Below are 16155 nucleotides of genomic sequence, written 5' to 3'. Positions count from 1 at the left end.
TTTATTACTATTCCTTAACGTGTAGTAACAATTCGTATAAATATATGTTTAATGTGTAATTTCTATATAACAAAGAAAAAAGCACCCATTATGGGTGCTTCTCACTTATTAATTATGTACTTCTGCTTTTTCATAACACTCTTTACATTTACCTTTAAATTCACTCGCATCATTATCACTAATTTGTTTGTTACAATCAGGACAATATTTTTGCGGATCTTTATCATAGTCATTAATAATTAATTTTTTTAAGTACCCCATTTTATTCCATCCATCACCTTTACCTCATTATAACAAAAAGAAACCGCTACAATTGAGTAACGGCTCTTTTACAAGCTTATAAAAATATTAAAGGGGATGTGAGAAAAGAGAGAAAACAAATGGCAAAGTTCCTCTAATTCCAAGGCCAAGACTACTCTCAACCTTCTCCAAACCACCGTATCAACTAGTATGGCTACACGCCCTGTGTTCGGTGACTGGGAGAAGACTAAGAATCTTCTCGTTTATACTCCGTAGAGTCGGCTCAATACCTCGGCTACTTATTGTCATTTTCACCTTAGCAACCGCTATGACATTAACCATACTTCGTCCAAGTAACGCAATTTTTCGATTTGTTTTTTGTGCTGCATTCACGACTTGTTGAACGCGACTAATATTTGAAGCAAAGGTAGAAAGAATAACTTTGCGTTCGGCTTTCATGAAAGCTGCTTCCACATGTTCACCTACTATTTGTTCCGATGGGGTCAAACCAGGACGCTCTGCATTGGTACTCTCAGATAATAGAAGCAAGACCCCTTCTTTGCCGATTGCAGCCATTTTATGAATATCCGAATTCTCATTATTCGCAGGGGTTAAATCGAACTTGAAGTCCCCTGTATGTACAATATTCCCCTCTGGTGTGTGAAAGACTATTCCCAAGCAATCAGGAATGCTATGGGTCACTTTGAAAAAACTTACCCTTATTTCTCCAATTGTCAAGTTTGAGTTTGAGTTGATTTCAATAAGTTCACTTTCTCTTAGGAGTTTATGTTCTTTTAATTTGATTTCAATTAATCCTAGTGTGAAGCGTGTGGCATAAACGGGTACATTCAATTTTTTTAAGAAGAACGGGATCCCCCCGATATGATCTTCATGTCCATGTGTGACAATTAAAGCCCTGACTTTATCTTTATTTTCTACTAAATAAGCTATATCAGGGATAATCAAATCAATTCCTAATAAACTTTCATCTGGAAACTTATTGCCACAGTCGATAATCACAATATCGTTTGAATATTCAATTGCATACATATTTTTTCCGATTTCATTCAAGCCGCCTAAGGCGAAGATAGATATTGCATTCTCTATTGTACTCAAATTTATAACCTCCCATTTTAAATATAATCTTAGTATGCCCTTTAGGTTTCCCTTTATCAGTAGGTTGAATGCTCGAGATTCCTAGAAAAAGGGAACTTTAGACTTGTTTTTACCTAAATATACTGACTACAACATTGATGTCTTCGTTTCACACATTGTTATCGAGGTCTTTCCTCCCATGGAGACAGCTACTATTGAAATCACTCATGGTTTTCGATTCTTAATAAAGATGCAATTCTTTTTTAAGAAATGCGCCCGATAATGGAAGATCGTTATGCAGAAGTCATGCGGCACTTACATTGTAGAATAGCCCTCTAAAACAGAAGAAGCTCTCCTCATACTAATTGCATAGCTTAGGGTGAGAACAAATTCTTCTAAATCATATCTACGTGCATTGGAAAAACCGTTGTCTTCACCTTTAACACTGAATCCACATCTCATCAGAACCTTAAGGAATACTTCAAATTATTAGCTTGATGGACATGTATGGTGACCCCTGATACCACGTTAATAAAAACTGATAAGCCGTAATTCCGTGCTGCCATACATTTAGCGGGAACGTGTTACGGCGTGGCTAGCTGTTGGTCGTGCAGGGGGTACAGAGTACACGCCTACAAAAACAGCACCCCTCATTGGAATCCTGTTCTTCTGGTGAGGGAGGGCGAGAACTTGCCCAGGGACGATTCTCTAAAAGGTTCGGGTGGTTATCGTTAGCATTACGGTGCTAGGGAGTACATTCAGTTTGTCGTGTAGGGACGATATTACAAGGACAAGCCATAGAAAAAGGATGTATGCGGTGAAGATCGCTGAGTGAACAGGGTCTATACATACGGATACCTTATAAGTGACCGCATGGCGAAAACAAAGACGCTTATCCATCTATTTTGACTGATTACTTTTTTGTAGTCTTTCAAAGTAGGGGATAAATCTGCCTTCCAGCCGTGTTCCATAATCGTTCCCACATGATAAAAACCCTCAAAACCTTCAGTCAAGGCTAATTACGAAGAAAAGCTAAAAAATATGAGATTGTATAACATCTGGGAGAATTACCTACTAAGATAGAGGAATAAATAAGGGGATTACTACTTACTTGGTTAGAGGATAAAGGGACGACGATTAGAATAAGTTTTATGGATATTTTTAGTTATTTATTATACTTTTTATTTAATAACCTGATATTATTATTCTTATATACGAGAAAGGGGATATTTTTTATGTCGACTTCATCTAAGGATCTAGAGAAAGAATTAGAAAGTTCAGGTAAACATTATTCGGATAATAAGTTTTGGGATAAAGTAAAGAAATACGCTAAGAAGGCTGGAACTCAAGCTATATATACAGTTTTATTATTGTATTATGTTCTTCAAAAAGATACCGTTCCAATGAAAACTAAAGGAATCATTATTGGAGCTTTAGGTTATTTCATTTTACCTTTTGATTTAATACCAGATTTTACACCAATTGTTGGTTATGCAGATGATTTAGGAGCTTTAGGTATAGCTTTAATGCAAGTAATGATGTATATAGATCAAGATGTAAAAAAACAAGCAAAAGATAAACTAGTGGATCTATTTGGTGAAGATGTTGATACTTCTGAAGTAGATTCTAAGATTAATTAATGTTACCTCCTATTTAGGGGGTTTTTATTTTGGTGGAGGATATTTAGAATATGCTTTATTGTCGGATTTGGTTTTATCAATAAACTATAGTACGTGAAATTAACTGCTTTTTTGTCCACACAACTTGTCCATTTTATTAATAGTTTATATTAGTATTTACTATTTTATTAAAGGAGTTGTTTTATGTTTGGCTTCTTATAATGTGTTTGTTTATGGTATTTTCACTAATGGTTCTACTTCTGGTGGAACCGCTACTCAACGTCGCGCAAGATTAAATGCGGATATTGCTAAATGTAATCAGACGTGGCAGACTGGAGGGACAAGTTGTATAAATTTTGTTTCAGGTGGAACATATTCTACTCAGAAAATAATAAATGCTAGTGTTTTAACAACTAATCAAGCAATGAAAAATGGGGGTCCAGTTGATACGTTAATTAGTCAAGTTAAAGGTCTTACTAATAATGCTATTGGAATTTATGTTGTTTATTTAAGTGGAGACTATTTTGCTGGTGGAAGCGGTAGGACTTTTGGGACTGGTTCTGGAAGATTTGCAGACTTTAGAAATGCAAATGATTATAAGATATTTGGTTATGTAGCACTTACTAATCAAGCAGCTGGGAGTTATGCTTTAGCTCATGAAAATGGTCATGTTTTATTTACTAGCTATGATTCTGCCCAGAATGCTTTTCTTACTATTGATCCATCAGGACCTTATATTAATCCCCAGACGAATGCTAGAGATATAGCTCATAATAATAATGTAAATAATATTATGTATCCGACTGTACCGAGGAATAATCCGGTTATTACTTCTTTACAGTGTCAAAAGGCTAGACAAAGCAAAGTAGTATTAGTGCAAAATTAAAACTATTTATTATGAAGAAAGGGTGTAATTAAAATAAAAGATAAAACTTCATCACCATACTATCCTTTAAAAGATAATGAAAATAGTAAAGTGGTAAATGATGGTTCTAATCTTATTGAGGAAGATGTAGTTCCGGATGAAGCTGAAACTACTATTGAGCCATTTGAATCGAATTTTTTTGATAGTCAATAAAAATGATGGGAGGTTTTACTAAAATATAAAAAAGAAAAGGCACCAGAATAGGTGCCTTCCTCCGACTTGAACCATCTTAATTTTAAAAATATGTATTGGATGCCGAGCCGATCAAGTTAAGCTATCATAATACTCCAAAAGGAAATACCGTATTAAAGAGTAAAAACATTCTACTTCCTAGTGGAGTGGAATTCAGTTTTATTTCTATAACTCTCCATGTTTCCACTCTTTATTATGAATATCTAATCCTTCTTGACCAAAGAAATGGAGAATAAATTCTTTTTCATCACTATCAGTTTTTTTAGCTAGTTTAGATCCCTCCATACTTTTCTTTTTTCCAGAACGTAAATAATGAATTTCTTCAAAGTCTTCAACTGCAGATTCGAAATCTCCATCGTACCATTTGTTCAGAAGAGATTCATAGCTTTGTCTTTCATCATCATTAATAACATTTAAGTTGTTTTTTAGGTATTGAATGTTTGCTTTGGTCATTTGAAATCGACCTACATCACGGGTACCAGGAACATGAAGATTATTTCCATTGAATGTGAGTTTTTGGAGAGACATATGTATCAACATGTCATTTATAGTTTGCTCGTTTTGGATTTCTCCAATCGACTGTGCCGCTTTAGATAAATCATCTTCACTTACTACATAATTATCTTTTTGTTGCTTTTGAATGGTTTGAACTTTCGGTTTTTCCTGAACCTTTTCTTCTTGTTTAGGTTTTGATTCAGTTGTAGTCTTCTCGTTTGAGCTACAAGCAACCATTCCCATAAGTAACGCGCTGCATGCTAATGCTGTAAGTAATTTTCGTTTCATGTTGAGTGCCTCCAGTATGTACTAGTTATTTCAGCAAAAATGTAAGATTTCTCAACTTATAGTAGCAAACTAGTTATCTGTATATTGTCGTATTTTGTCGGAAGATAATAAAAAAGACACCCTAAGGTGCCTTCCTGCGACTTGAATCATCTTAATTTTAATAATATGTATTGGACTCCTATCCAAATATTATTTTACCATGTTAAGTGATATTTGGGATACCACCAGCATTTCGAAAAACTCTCAAGCTTTTTTGGAGTTTAAACAAATAAAAAAGAGAGTCAATGGGTCCTTTTGTCATAATTGCTTTCAAACTGCATTTATTTAGTATGATAAGTATTTTTGGAGGTGACCTATGTCAGAAGAAAAAGATTTACATGGTGCGGCAATAGACCCAAGCTTAATTGGTCCGACACTCCCACCTATTCCACCATTTACTTTGCCTACAGGACCTACTGGTCCGACTGGGATTACAGGAGTCACCGGATCGACTGGAGCAACAGGTCCTACTGGCCCAACGGGTCCAACAGGAGCAACCGGGGTAACAGGTCCGACTGGAGCAACAGGAGTAACAGGCCCAACAGGTCCAACAGGAGCAACTGAAGGCTGTCTTTGTGATTGCTGTGTTTTCCCAATGCAGAATGTTTTACAACAACTTATTGGGCAGAATGTGATTCTTGCAACTATTGCAGATGCACCAAACGTAGCCCCTCGTTTCTTTTTATTCAATATTATTTCCGTGAATGATTTTTTAGTTACGGTCACAGATCCAGTTAGTACCACAACCTTCGTGGTCAATATTTCTGATGTAATAGGGGTAGGATTTTCACTAACAGTACCACCGCTAACATTACTGCCACCTGCCGATTTAGGATGCGAATGTGATTGTCGTGAACGACCAATTAGAGAATTACTGGATACGTATATCGGATCCATAGTGAATCTTTTAGTAAGTAATGGTTCTATGGCAACGGGTTTTAATGTGGAACAAACAGCTCTTGGCATAGTGATAGGTACTTTGCCAATACCTTTAAATCCAACTACACTCTTTAGATTTGCTATTTCAACTTGTCAAATTACAGCTGTGGATATAACTCCTACTGCGACGTAGTTCATTTCTTTCAAGAGGTCAGGCAGTCTTTGTAGAATTTACTTCAAACCAAAATGGAAAGCTTACTTAAGGATCTTATATATATATTGTTGTAACGATACTATCTTAATAGATTAATTAAAAACAAGAAGAGAGTCAATCGGCACTCTTCTTGTTTTTGGTAAAGATTCACTTCTTTGTTTTGGAAAAGATTTCTTTTATGATGAAATCAAATCATAGTATCTCTTTGTTGTTTAGCAGCATTTTGACATACAACGCTGGTTGTTTAGCGAATTATCGCCTTTGTTGACGACCATTTTTATATAAGAAAAATCCATCAATCAAGAACTAGATGGGATTAATTTTCATACCAAGTTCCATTTACTTTCACTCGAACACGTTCTTGTTTCTTACATGACGTTAGTTTGTTATAGCTAAAATTACAAACTATATTGTAGATGCTGTCATAGTTCCAAAAATACGCAGGGTGATTTTTTTTATAGTCTTTCCATTCGTTACTATATGTACCTTGGTTTTTTAAATCACCTTCTCCACCGAACGCGGCTGCAACTTCTTCGTAGGACATACCCTGACGTAAGTTGTTGAAAGCATCAATCATACGTTTCTGCTTAGCTTCTGCATTACGATTCTGTTCTTCTAACTCTTCTAATCTTTTTTCTTCTTTGGCTAGCTTTTTGGTTTGTTCCTTTTCACGTTCTATCAGTTCTTTTTCATAGTCAGCATGGACCTGTGCACGTTCCTTTTCGTATTTGTAATCCAAATATTTATCCCATCCCCAAACCCCAAAAACGACCAAAACTAAACCACATATTATAACAACCGGCCTCTTTTTCAAATATCTATCCCCTTCAGGTAATTTTTTATATACATTTAAACATCTGATAAACTAGAACTCTTATTCACGTTCAAAAAGACATGGTTATCATCAATTAACAATTCCTTTTTTCTTTGATGGTTGTGTAAGTACTACTTAAAATAATATAAGATTTTCGGCATCATCATAACAAATCTAGTGATAACTATTTTGTCATATTTTGTCGAAAGACAAAAAAGACACCCTAAGGTGTCTTCCTCCGATTTGAACCACTTTACTTTTAACACTAAAGAATCTGCGTTAGTTCTGAATTCAAGACTCGTTGTGCAGTAATAATAACATTACCAGGTGCTATTCCGTAGACACTGTATAAACCACCGGTTTGATTAGGAACAATTTCAACTTCGTATTGAAGAGCTTGTCCCAAAGTAGAGTGAACTAAACTTAGATTTACAAAACCAGAAGCATTAGCAACCACATTAAAGTTTACCTGTTCGATTAATGTTCTTGTACCGTCAAGTCTAAAAGATCTAACTACCCCAGTAAGTGGACCTGCAGTACGATTGAGAATTTTAACCCTCGCTCTAGTTGCATTACTAGGTTGATTTCCTACGTTTTCAATCGGACCAGTAGAGAAAGGCATTTTAAATTCACCTCCCACTAAATTAAAAGATTAATAACCTATAGATTATAGTTTCATAGTATTCAATACTTTATTAAAATGATCTAAATCAATTAACCAATTTGTTTTAAAAATAAAAATGAAGTTTACATAACCTTATGCTTTTTAATGATGAATGAGCAGGTTCTTTAAGAAATAAAAAAAGACACCCTAAGGTGCCTTCCTCCGACTTGATAACCACATTTTATGTATTGGAGTATCATGTTAGCTTTGCATGAATATGATGTATATTTTCACTATTTATTAGATAATCCTGGATAAACATACAGGAACAACAGCTCACTTTACATTATATATAATGAATATGTTAAGTAAGGGAGTCTGATTGTTTATGCCATCAAAAAATAAATTTAATCCTTGTGATATTTCTTGCGCGTTTCCTGTTCCAGGAACACAAGGGCCAACAGGACCTACGGGAGAACAGGGAGTTCCAGGAACACAAGGGCCAACAGGACCTACGGGAGAACAGGGAGTTCCAGGAACACAAGGATCAACAGGACCTACGGGAGAACAGGGAGTTCCAGGAACACAAGGATCAACAGGACCTACGGGAGAACAGGGGGTTCCTGGAATACAGGGATCAACAGGACCTACAGGACCGGTACCACAATCGGCGTTTAGGGCTGTTAATGGCAGTCCACAAACCATTGGTACAAATTTCACTTTAGTTGGATTTGATACTGAGGAATTTGATTTAAATAATGAATATATTCCAGGGAATGTATCATTATTTATTCCAAAACAAGATGGAGTATATTTAATTGAGGCAAGTATAGGAGTTACAGTTGAAACAACTGAACCAACCTTTACAATAGCAATAGTTATTTTTCTTAACAGTAGTCCTATTCAAGTAAAAAATAACTTTATAAATAGTAATGCCATAAATATTGTGGCTGTTTCTTCTATTCTTCAATTACAAGCTGGAGATACAGTGCAGATATTTGCTGCAAGTGGTGAAATAGGTACAATCTCGGAAGAAATTAGTGTTACAAACTTTGCAGCTGCAAGATTTCCGTCTCCAGATGGTAGTCCTTTATTTAGTCCTTTTTTTCGGAAACCAATATCAATATCTGATTTATCTCAGAAAATACTTGGAATCTAAATTTTATATTTGGGATAGCAGTATATTTTGTACTCGGACAAATTTTTAGGTGGATTTTAAAAAATAAGAGTGGGAATAACCTATCCTTAAATCAGACCGGATGGTTCAGTTCGAACTGATTCACTATATAGATTATAATGATAATAATTTTCTGTTTTTTTGAGTGCTCCATTACTGGAGTTTTTTTATTTTGCTTGTCTTTTCAGGAGTCTCCAGTATATTGGGGATTTACCACGCTAAGGGATAATCGATTTTTTAATGCATAAAGAAAAGACACCCTAAGGTGCCTTTCTCCGACTTGAACCACTTTAATTTTAATAATATGTATTTAGTCAGAGTTTATCTGGTTGTTATATACTATTTTATGTATTTATTTTGATTTAGTAGTGAGGAGGAAGTTATTTTTGAAACTTTTATTTGGAATAGGAGTTTTTGTTATTGCTGCTCTTTTACTCCTTTTATTTCCTGCTAGTAGATTCCTTAGAGAGACTAGAAATGATTTTGGGTTAGTTTTATTAAAATGGTTGTTTTATACTGTATTTATTATTGGAGGTACAGTAGCTGCAATAACTTTTATCGATTCTCATAAATTTGATAATCAAGATGAAAATATTGAACTAGATCAAGAAAAGGAACAAAAGGAGATGCAAAAACATACTGATGAAATGTATGATGATGTGAAATATGATGAGTAGTATAGAGACAATAAAAAGACGCTTATACAGGCGTCTTTTTATATTATTATGATTAAAATCTATATTTTATTTAAAAGCATCCATTTGAACTTTTTCATAGATATATCCAGCTTCTTTAGCTGTAATCCCGAAATGTTTAGCAGCGATTTCAGCAACTTGCGGATCATGCATTTCAGGGATGTAGTTTTCATCATTATTTGTAAGGATGTTATATTGCTCTTTCATGAATGTGAATATTGATTTGTAATTAATCCCGTTACTAGAATACTGTTCCTTATTATGTGGTGTGTAATTAGATGTATTATTGGAGTTACCTGTATAAGTATTATTAGTTGCTTTTTCTTTTTGTTCTTTTCTATCAGCATCTACTATATAATCATTTTTTGTATATGTTTCAAAATCGTTAATAAGAAGCCCTCTATACATAATATTCATAACATATGTATCTTGATTGTCTAATACTTGGATGTCTGTGTATCTGCAGTTGTTATTACCTCCACAAGAAACCTGATTATAAGATCCTATAATTTTGTCGAACGCGTCGTTCATAGCTGCGTATGTTTCCATTTTAGATAAGTCAGAGAATTTTTCGTTCGCTTTTATTTGAACACTCACAGGCGTGTCATCATCTTCCTTTTCGCCAGCTTTATAAGTAACTGTTTCAATGTATGGTCCTAACTGACTATCTTCTAATTTATCTTTAGTAGCCGTCTCCACTACTTTCATATCAGCTGAACAACCTGTGAACATAAGACATGAAGCAGCCAATAATATTCCCATAAATCCCTTCTTCATGACTATCACCTCTATTTTTATTTATGTCTTAGAACAAAATAAAAGCACCCTTTCGAGTGCATTATTATTAATTTACTTGATTACACCACCAGAAACCCCAGACATTGCCATAATATCAATTATTTTATCTGATACGGTGGCTTCTTCTCCGCCTCCATAGTAGGCGTTTAATGCATCAATAAACCAATATGCGTCGGCTGTTACTGATCTACCTGCAGATTTCATTGATTCAATAACTGTTTGAACATATATAAATTTATCATCAAATGATAATTCAACCCAATCTCTACCAGTGGCGCTTTTAATCTTTTCTACTTCTTCATTAGCTGATGAGGAAGTGTCAGTTGAAGGTGGTGTAGTACTGGTTTCAGTTTTGACGGGTTTAACAGGTATTCCATCTTTAGCACTTGCATCGTAAATAATATTACTTTCAATATAACCTTTATCTTTATCATCTAAGTGCAGCTGATCTCCAACTGAGGTATAATAATTATAAGATGCGTAATATTCGTGTTTCTCTGTTTTCAATACAATGCTAAACACTTCGCATGCAACGCCTTGTCCACAATATAAATTTCCCGCACCATCTTTACCTTGCGGTTTTCCGCCTTGTTTTTCAATGATTTTACCTATGGATACTAAGTATTCATATTGTTCTTTAGGTTGTAAGTTATCAAATGAATCGTTAAGGGAAGCCACGATGTCATAAGAATAATATGGATTTTCAGCATTTGGGTCTGTATTTTCTAGTTCTTTATATGTAACGGATTTCAGATGTTTTTTAATCTCTTTATCCTTTGATATTCCGGAGACAATACCATCTAAATTCTCAGTGGTATACTCTGGTCCACCACAACCTGATAAAACTAACATTGCCGTGATAATAGTTAAAATGATTCTTTTCATAGTTGTCCTCAATTCTTGTTGTTTTTCCTGGATGCAATCTACAAAATAAAAGCACTCTTACGAGTGCTCGTTTTATGCAGATACAGCAGCTTTATCCTTACGGAAGATTCCCATTAATCCGCCAATCAATAATAATACTCCTGGTAATAAGAAGAAGATAGAAATACAAACAAATCCACCAATAGCAGCGATAGTCATCATGATACCGCCAACTTTTGCTTTATTTCTTACCATAACAGAACCAACGATTCCTAAGATTGATAGGCCTACAGCACCCCACCCTAATCCAATAATCGTATTTGCACCTTCTGCTTCGAAAGCAGCTCCCATACCGCCGATTAATAATGCAATAAATGCACAAATAATACCGAAAATACCACCAATAAGTCCTAATACAAATTCAGCTGTTCTTTTCATTTTAATTTCTCCTTATTTAGCCACGTCAAATTCGAATTTGACAGATTTTTCATCGAATGTAAATGTTGGTTTGAATGTACCAACGAATTTATCACCTTCTGGAACGTCAAATGTCATTTTGTTAGTGATTTGATTACCTGGTGCAATATTTTCGTTTACGAATGTATCTCCTCCGCCAAAGTACTCTTTGAATTGATTGCCGTTAACATCAGCAATTTTTAATTCAGAAGTTCCGAAATATATATCTTTCTTGCCGTTGTTTTTAGCATTAAATGCGATTTCTAAAACTTTTCCTTTTTCAGCTTTGATGTATTCGTTAGGTTCAACGAATTTAGCTGAACTGAAAGTTAGTTGTAGACCATTAACTTCTACTGTATCCCCGATTTTATAAACCTTGTTTTCAGTAGATGCTTTTTTGTCCTTTTTTTCCTCTTGTTTAGGAGCATTGTCTTTACTTACTTCTTTAACTTCTGTTTCACCACATGCAGCTAAACTAAAAGCAAGTGCTCCTGCTAAAGCAATTGTACCCATTTTTTTATACATTTTCTTTCCTCCAGTTATGTAAAATGTAAGATTTCCGAGATTATCATAACAGAAATGGTTACAACTATATTGTCATATTTTGTCGAAAGCAAATAAAAAAAATTACCTATTATGAAGATGGTCATTTGCTTACTAGCTATATGACCGTTGTTGATATTGATCCACTGAATAAATCTATAATTTGTACGGATGCATTTTTCAATCAGATGACATTGAAGTTCATAGATATTATTGATGTAAAATAACCTAGGGTCCACATAATGGATTCTTTTTTTTGAAACTCTATATCATTTTTAATAAAAGTTTAAAGTCCAGTAAATCTACTTTATTTTTGCAATTATCAATGGTAATATATAAATATAAAAATATATAGAGGTGTTTTTAGTGAAAAAAGCAAGTCTGTTACTAACTACTTTTGCAATGATTCTGTCATTTTTTATTCCTAATCTTGCAAGTGCTAAATCATTCCCAGATGTACAAACTACTCATTGGGCGTACAAAGAAATTAACTATTTAACTGAAAGAGGAATTATTAATGGTACTCCAGAGGGGTATTTCAAACCTATCGATAATGTAACTCGTGGTCAAATGGCTGTAATGTTAGATAAAGCATTAGATTTAAAAATGCCATATAACTACAAGGACACGTACCAAGATATTCCGGCCGATTCCTATTACTATGATGCTGCACATAAATTAATGCATTACGGTTACATAGCTAATAGTTTTAATTTCGCTGGCGAACGAGAATTAACACGCGAAGAGATGGCTGTAGTACTCGTTAAGGCTTTTGATTTAAAATCGACTGGAGCTCACGTTAGATTCAAAGATGTCCCACGTACTCATTGGGCATATGACTATGTTGTAATTTTAGCTCAGAATAAAATTACTGTTGGATTCCCAGATGGATCATTTGCACCTACAGCAAAAGTTACTCGTGAACAGTTCGCTGCATTCTTAGCGCGTTTACAAGAACCAAGTTTCCGTCCAGTTCGTAATTAATAAGAGTTATTAAGTAAACGCAAAAAAGGTCTGCTCTAATCTGAGCAGACCTTTTTTCACCTTACTTCACATACACATAGGCTTCATTTGCTGTTACATAGTATGTTTTCCTTTTGCCATTCTGCACTTTATATTATCCTATTAAACTTTGAATTATTTGTAAAAAATGCTAAGGTTAAGTAGGGTGAACTACTCGCCACTTAGCAAAGCTTGAAGTGGGAGCTTCTCAGTTCCACGACGAAAGTAACCTTTCGTCTCCCTGAGCGTTACTTCGGGGTGTTCCACCCCTAGATGTCCAACGCTTGGACGCTCTCTTGGTACGGTTGATATTTTACGCAGGAACCGAATGGCTTGGTTTTCGCACTCTATTTTCTTCCTGCAACCTCATATATCAAGTTATCAAAGAACTTCATATAGCTAGTTTATCAAAAGTTTTTGGCTATGCCAAACCGGAATTCATCTCCCACCTACCGTTGGGCTATCGCCCTTCACACGCTTGAGGAAGGAGAATTCTTTCGGTAAATTCGTTAAAAACATAAAAAGTGAGGCGATATTCTTGAAGAAGTTAAGCTTATTACTAACAGCATTTGTAATGGTTTTATCATTGTTCATCCCTAATCTTGCAAGTGCTAAATCTTTCCCTGATGTCCAAGCTGGCCATTGGGCAATTAAAGAGATTAACTATTTATCAGAAAAAGGCATTATTAATGGTACTCCAGAAGGACATTTTAAGCCAAGTGACAATGTAACTCGTGGACAAATGGCCTTAATGCTAGATTTATCGTTAAAATTAGAAAAACCATCTAGCTATAATCATATTTTTTCTGATGTAACCAAAGGTATCTATTACTATGATTCTGTACATAAGTTAGCACATAATAACATTGTACAACGTGAGCAAAACTACTTCCCTGACCGCTCATTATCTCGTGCAGAAATGGCAGTAGTTCTCGTTAAAACTTTTGATTTGAAGCCTACAGGCGCGGACGTCAATTTCCCTGATGTTCCATCTACTCATTGGGGTTACCAATATATCAAAACTCTAGCTCAAAATAATATCACCGCTGGATTGCCTGATGGTACATTTGGTCCAGACGTAAAAGTAACTCGTGAGCAATTCGCTGCATTCTTAGCTCGCGTATTAGAACCAAGTTTCCGTCCTGCTCTTCCTAAGCCTCAGGGTAACTTAGAGGTTCATTATATTGATGTCGGACAAGGTGATGCAACATTCATTAAATCTCCAAGCGGAGAAACAATCCTTATTGACGCAGGCAACAATGGAAAAGGTAAAGTAGTGGCGAATTATCTAAAAGGATTAGGATTCCAAACAATTGATTATATGATTGCTACACACCCTGACGCAGATCATGTAGGTGGCTTAGATGAGGTCCTTAATTCTATGAATGTAAAAAATGTTTACGCTCCTAAAGTAAGCCATACCACACAAACATATAAAGACTTTTTAACTGCAGTAGCTAACAAAGGATTAACAATTAAAGAAGCAAAAACTGGTGTAACTTTACCAATCAATGGTTTAAACTCACAGTTCTTAGCCCCAGTTAAAGAATATGGTGACGACTTAAACGAATGGAGTGCTGTGTTAAAAGTAACGCACGGCAGCAAATCATTCTTATTTACTGGCGACGCTGAGACAAAAAGTGAAAAAGATATGGTTGCAGCGCATGGTTCTAACCTAAAATCTGATGTATTAAAACCTGGCCATCATGGAAGTAAAACTTCTTCTTCCCAGCCATTTTTGGATGCAGTTAAACCAAGTATTGCTGTAATCAGCGCCGGTGCAGGTAACCGATATGGACATCCAACACAAGAAACTTTAGCCAAGTTATCTGCAATGTCTGTTAAGGTATATAGAACTGATTTAAATGGAACAGTAGTTGTTAACAGTGATGGTTCTAACATTTCTGTAAGAACGGAGAGATAATTATGAAAAGAGGTATTATTGACCGTTTTGAAGGAGAACTAGCAGTTATTGAAATTAATAACTCCACAATTGATGTACCAAAATCAAAACTCCCTTCTACTGCAAAAGAAGGTGACGTTCTTATTATTGAGGATGATCAGTATACAATCGATAAGAACGAAACAGATAAAAAAAGACGCGAAGTCCAGGACTTAATGGATAAACTATTTGAATAGCAAAATTAAATAGTTAAATGAAAAGAGTCATCCTGTTGGATGGCTCTTCTTTCACATATACATAGGCTTTATTTACAATTAAGCAGATTTTATTTTATATAAATATTACTATACTAATCTAAAATTTCTGTGTTTACATTTTTTTCTTTTTATCTCATAATTTTAATTGGGAAAAGGGGTAAAAATGACCACTGAGGCCGTTGAGGCTACTAAAGCTGTAACCAGCGCAAAACCAAATTATGTATTATTTAATAAAACACATCGTGATTCAATGCCTAAGCCTAAGGGCCGAGGACCAAACGGCGGTAATTTACAATCACATCATGGCTTACAGCAACAATGGGCAAAAGAAAATTTAGGTAAGTATGGATATGACCCGAAGCTCGCACCAACAGTGACCATTGAGACCGGAAAAGGATTACCTCATACCATTATTTCTAATGCACAGAATCTAAGACGTGATGAGCGTTTAAGTTCAGGCAATGGAAAATGGAGCTCTACTTTACAAGATGAATTAAAAAATCTAGTATCTGATTTTGAACACGCAGGATTTCCTAAAGAAAACATTTCAGAAACTTTAGAACAGCAATATAAAATGCTTGATAAATTAAAAGTAAAGTATGAAAGGATTGATTATTAATGAATATTCTAGAAAAATTAAATGGGGCCTTCACATTAGAAGCTCATGAATCACCAGCGAGTAAAGAGGCTATTCAAGAATTACAAAAGTTCTCATCAATAGATGTACCATTAGATTATTTAGAAGTAATCCAACATTGTACAAATGCAGAGATTAATGTACAAAATGAACTTTACATACGTATTTGGAACCCTACTGATTGCATAGAGATGAATGAAGCACATGATATTCAAAAATATATACCAAATTCACTGGCAATCGGTGATGATGAAGGCGGAAAAGCATTACTATATGTAGATGGAAAAGAAGGATTCGGATTATATACAGTGGATTTTGGAGATTTAGATATTGAAGAGACAATTAAAATAGCTCCTTCATTAGAAGCATTGTTAATAGATGGTGTCGGAGTAGAAGAATTGTTGTCATAGTTAAAATAA

Annotated in this window: 17 protein-coding genes and 3 pseudogenes; 11 read left to right on the top strand and 9 right to left on the bottom strand. The window is 34.9% G+C overall.

The window, feature by feature from the left end; genetic code table 11:
* Window positions 1-108 precede the first annotated feature (108 nt).
* Window positions 109-261 carry a hypothetical protein gene (locus QCI75_RS27995; protein ID WP_353761787.1) on the bottom strand — a complete coding sequence of 51 codons (153 nt, stop codon included), beginning with the start codon at window positions 259-261 and terminating at the stop codon, window positions 109-111.
* Window positions 262-558: 297 nt separating this feature from the next.
* Window positions 559-1356, bottom strand: a pseudogene (locus QCI75_RS27990) (ribonuclease J); the annotation flags it as partial.
* Window positions 1357-2570: 1214 nt separating this feature from the next.
* Between QCI75_RS27990 and QCI75_RS27985 the strand changes: the two are divergent.
* Both QCI75_RS27985 and QCI75_RS27980 read left to right on the top strand, forming a co-directional pair.
* Window positions 2571-2975, top strand: a complete 405-nt coding sequence (locus QCI75_RS27985) for a YkvA family protein (protein ID WP_353761785.1) — start codon at window positions 2571-2573, stop codon at window positions 2973-2975.
* A 124-nt stretch (window positions 2976-3099) separates the two neighbouring features.
* Window positions 3100-3840 (top strand): hypothetical protein, encoded by a 741-nt coding sequence (locus QCI75_RS27980; RefSeq protein ID WP_353761784.1) that lies wholly within the window; start codon window positions 3100-3102, stop codon window positions 3838-3840.
* A 396-nt stretch (window positions 3841-4236) separates the two neighbouring features.
* On the opposite strand, the gene QCI75_RS27975 is transcribed toward QCI75_RS27980, so the two are convergent.
* On the bottom strand, window positions 4237-4854 hold the full coding sequence (locus QCI75_RS27975) for a DUF6241 domain-containing protein (protein WP_353761783.1): 618 nt from the start codon (window positions 4852-4854) through the stop codon (window positions 4237-4239).
* A gap of 355 nt (window positions 4855-5209) precedes the next feature.
* Here QCI75_RS27975 and QCI75_RS27970 point away from each other — a divergent pair, with 355 nt between their 5' ends.
* On the top strand, window positions 5210-5965 hold the full coding sequence (locus QCI75_RS27970) for an exosporium leader peptide-containing protein (protein WP_353761782.1): 756 nt from the start codon (window positions 5210-5212) through the stop codon (window positions 5963-5965).
* A 337-nt stretch (window positions 5966-6302) separates the two neighbouring features.
* Here the strand turns inward: QCI75_RS27970 and QCI75_RS27965 are convergent, their stop codons facing one another.
* The gene (locus tag QCI75_RS27965; protein ID WP_353761781.1) at window positions 6303-6800 is read right to left on the bottom strand and encodes a hypothetical protein; all 498 of its coding nucleotides are present in this window, start codon (window positions 6798-6800) and stop codon (window positions 6303-6305) included.
* A 265-nt stretch (window positions 6801-7065) separates the two neighbouring features.
* Window positions 7066-7422 carry an ATPase gene (locus QCI75_RS27960; RefSeq protein WP_353761780.1) on the bottom strand — a complete coding sequence of 119 codons (357 nt, stop codon included), beginning with the start codon at window positions 7420-7422 and terminating at the stop codon, window positions 7066-7068.
* A 370-nt stretch (window positions 7423-7792) separates the two neighbouring features.
* On the opposite strand from QCI75_RS27960, the gene QCI75_RS27955 reads away from it, so the two are divergent.
* A complete protein-coding gene (locus QCI75_RS27955; RefSeq protein WP_353761778.1) occupies window positions 7793-8563 on the top strand; it encodes a hypothetical protein in 771 nt (256 codons plus the stop codon).
* Between the two features lie 404 nt (window positions 8564-8967).
* The gene (locus QCI75_RS27950; protein ID WP_353761776.1) at window positions 8968-9258 is read left to right on the top strand and encodes a hypothetical protein; all 291 of its coding nucleotides are present in this window, start codon (window positions 8968-8970) and stop codon (window positions 9256-9258) included.
* A 66-nt stretch (window positions 9259-9324) separates the two neighbouring features.
* On the opposite strand, the gene QCI75_RS27945 is transcribed toward QCI75_RS27950, so the two are convergent.
* The 4 genes from QCI75_RS27945 to QCI75_RS27930 form a co-directional block, all read right to left on the bottom strand.
* A complete protein-coding gene (locus QCI75_RS27945; RefSeq protein WP_353761775.1) occupies window positions 9325-10053 on the bottom strand; it encodes a hypothetical protein in 729 nt (242 codons plus the stop codon).
* 72 nt (window positions 10054-10125) lie between these two features.
* Window positions 10126-10959 carry a hypothetical protein gene (locus QCI75_RS27940; RefSeq protein WP_353761774.1) on the bottom strand — a complete coding sequence of 278 codons (834 nt, stop codon included), beginning with the start codon at window positions 10957-10959 and terminating at the stop codon, window positions 10126-10128.
* Window positions 10960-11031: 72 nt separating this feature from the next.
* On the bottom strand, window positions 11032-11376 hold the full coding sequence (locus QCI75_RS27935) for a DUF4064 domain-containing protein (protein WP_353761772.1): 345 nt from the start codon (window positions 11374-11376) through the stop codon (window positions 11032-11034).
* Between the two features lie 12 nt (window positions 11377-11388).
* Entirely contained in the window at window positions 11389-11919 is a 531-nt protein-coding gene (locus QCI75_RS27930) for a DUF4352 domain-containing protein (protein WP_151582602.1), read from the bottom strand.
* A 101-nt stretch (window positions 11920-12020) separates the two neighbouring features.
* Between QCI75_RS27930 and QCI75_RS27925 the strand changes: the two are divergent.
* The 6 genes and pseudogenes from QCI75_RS27925 to QCI75_RS27900 form a co-directional block, all read left to right on the top strand.
* Window positions 12021-12164, top strand: a pseudogene (locus QCI75_RS27925) (YolD-like family protein); the annotation flags it as partial.
* Window positions 12165-12303: 139 nt separating this feature from the next.
* Window positions 12304-12909, top strand: a pseudogene (locus QCI75_RS27920) (S-layer homology domain-containing protein); the annotation flags it as partial.
* Between the two features lie 568 nt (window positions 12910-13477).
* The gene (locus QCI75_RS27915) at window positions 13478-14863 is read left to right on the top strand and encodes an S-layer homology domain-containing protein (protein WP_353761771.1); all 1386 of its coding nucleotides are present in this window, start codon (window positions 13478-13480) and stop codon (window positions 14861-14863) included.
* Window positions 14864-14865: 2 nt separating this feature from the next.
* Window positions 14866-15078, top strand: a complete 213-nt coding sequence (locus QCI75_RS27910; RefSeq protein ID WP_002162229.1) for a DUF3006 domain-containing protein — start codon at window positions 14866-14868, stop codon at window positions 15076-15078.
* A 184-nt stretch (window positions 15079-15262) separates the two neighbouring features.
* Entirely contained in the window at window positions 15263-15718 is a 456-nt protein-coding gene (locus QCI75_RS27905; RefSeq protein WP_353761770.1) for a hypothetical protein, read from the top strand.
* Window positions 15718-16146, top strand: coding sequence for an SMI1/KNR4 family protein (locus QCI75_RS27900; RefSeq protein ID WP_353761769.1), 429 nt, complete (start codon window positions 15718-15720; stop codon window positions 16144-16146). The genes QCI75_RS27905 and QCI75_RS27900 overlap by 1 nt, the downstream gene beginning before the upstream one ends.
* Window positions 16147-16155 lie beyond the last annotated feature (9 nt).

It is taken from the genome of Bacillus cereus group sp. RP43, from assembly GCF_040459645.1.
Lineage (GTDB): Bacteria > Bacillota > Bacilli > Bacillales > Bacillaceae_G > Bacillus_A > Bacillus_A mycoides_C.
The sequence above is the reverse complement of the archived record's forward strand: the minus strand, read 5'-3'. Positions and strand labels throughout refer to the sequence as shown.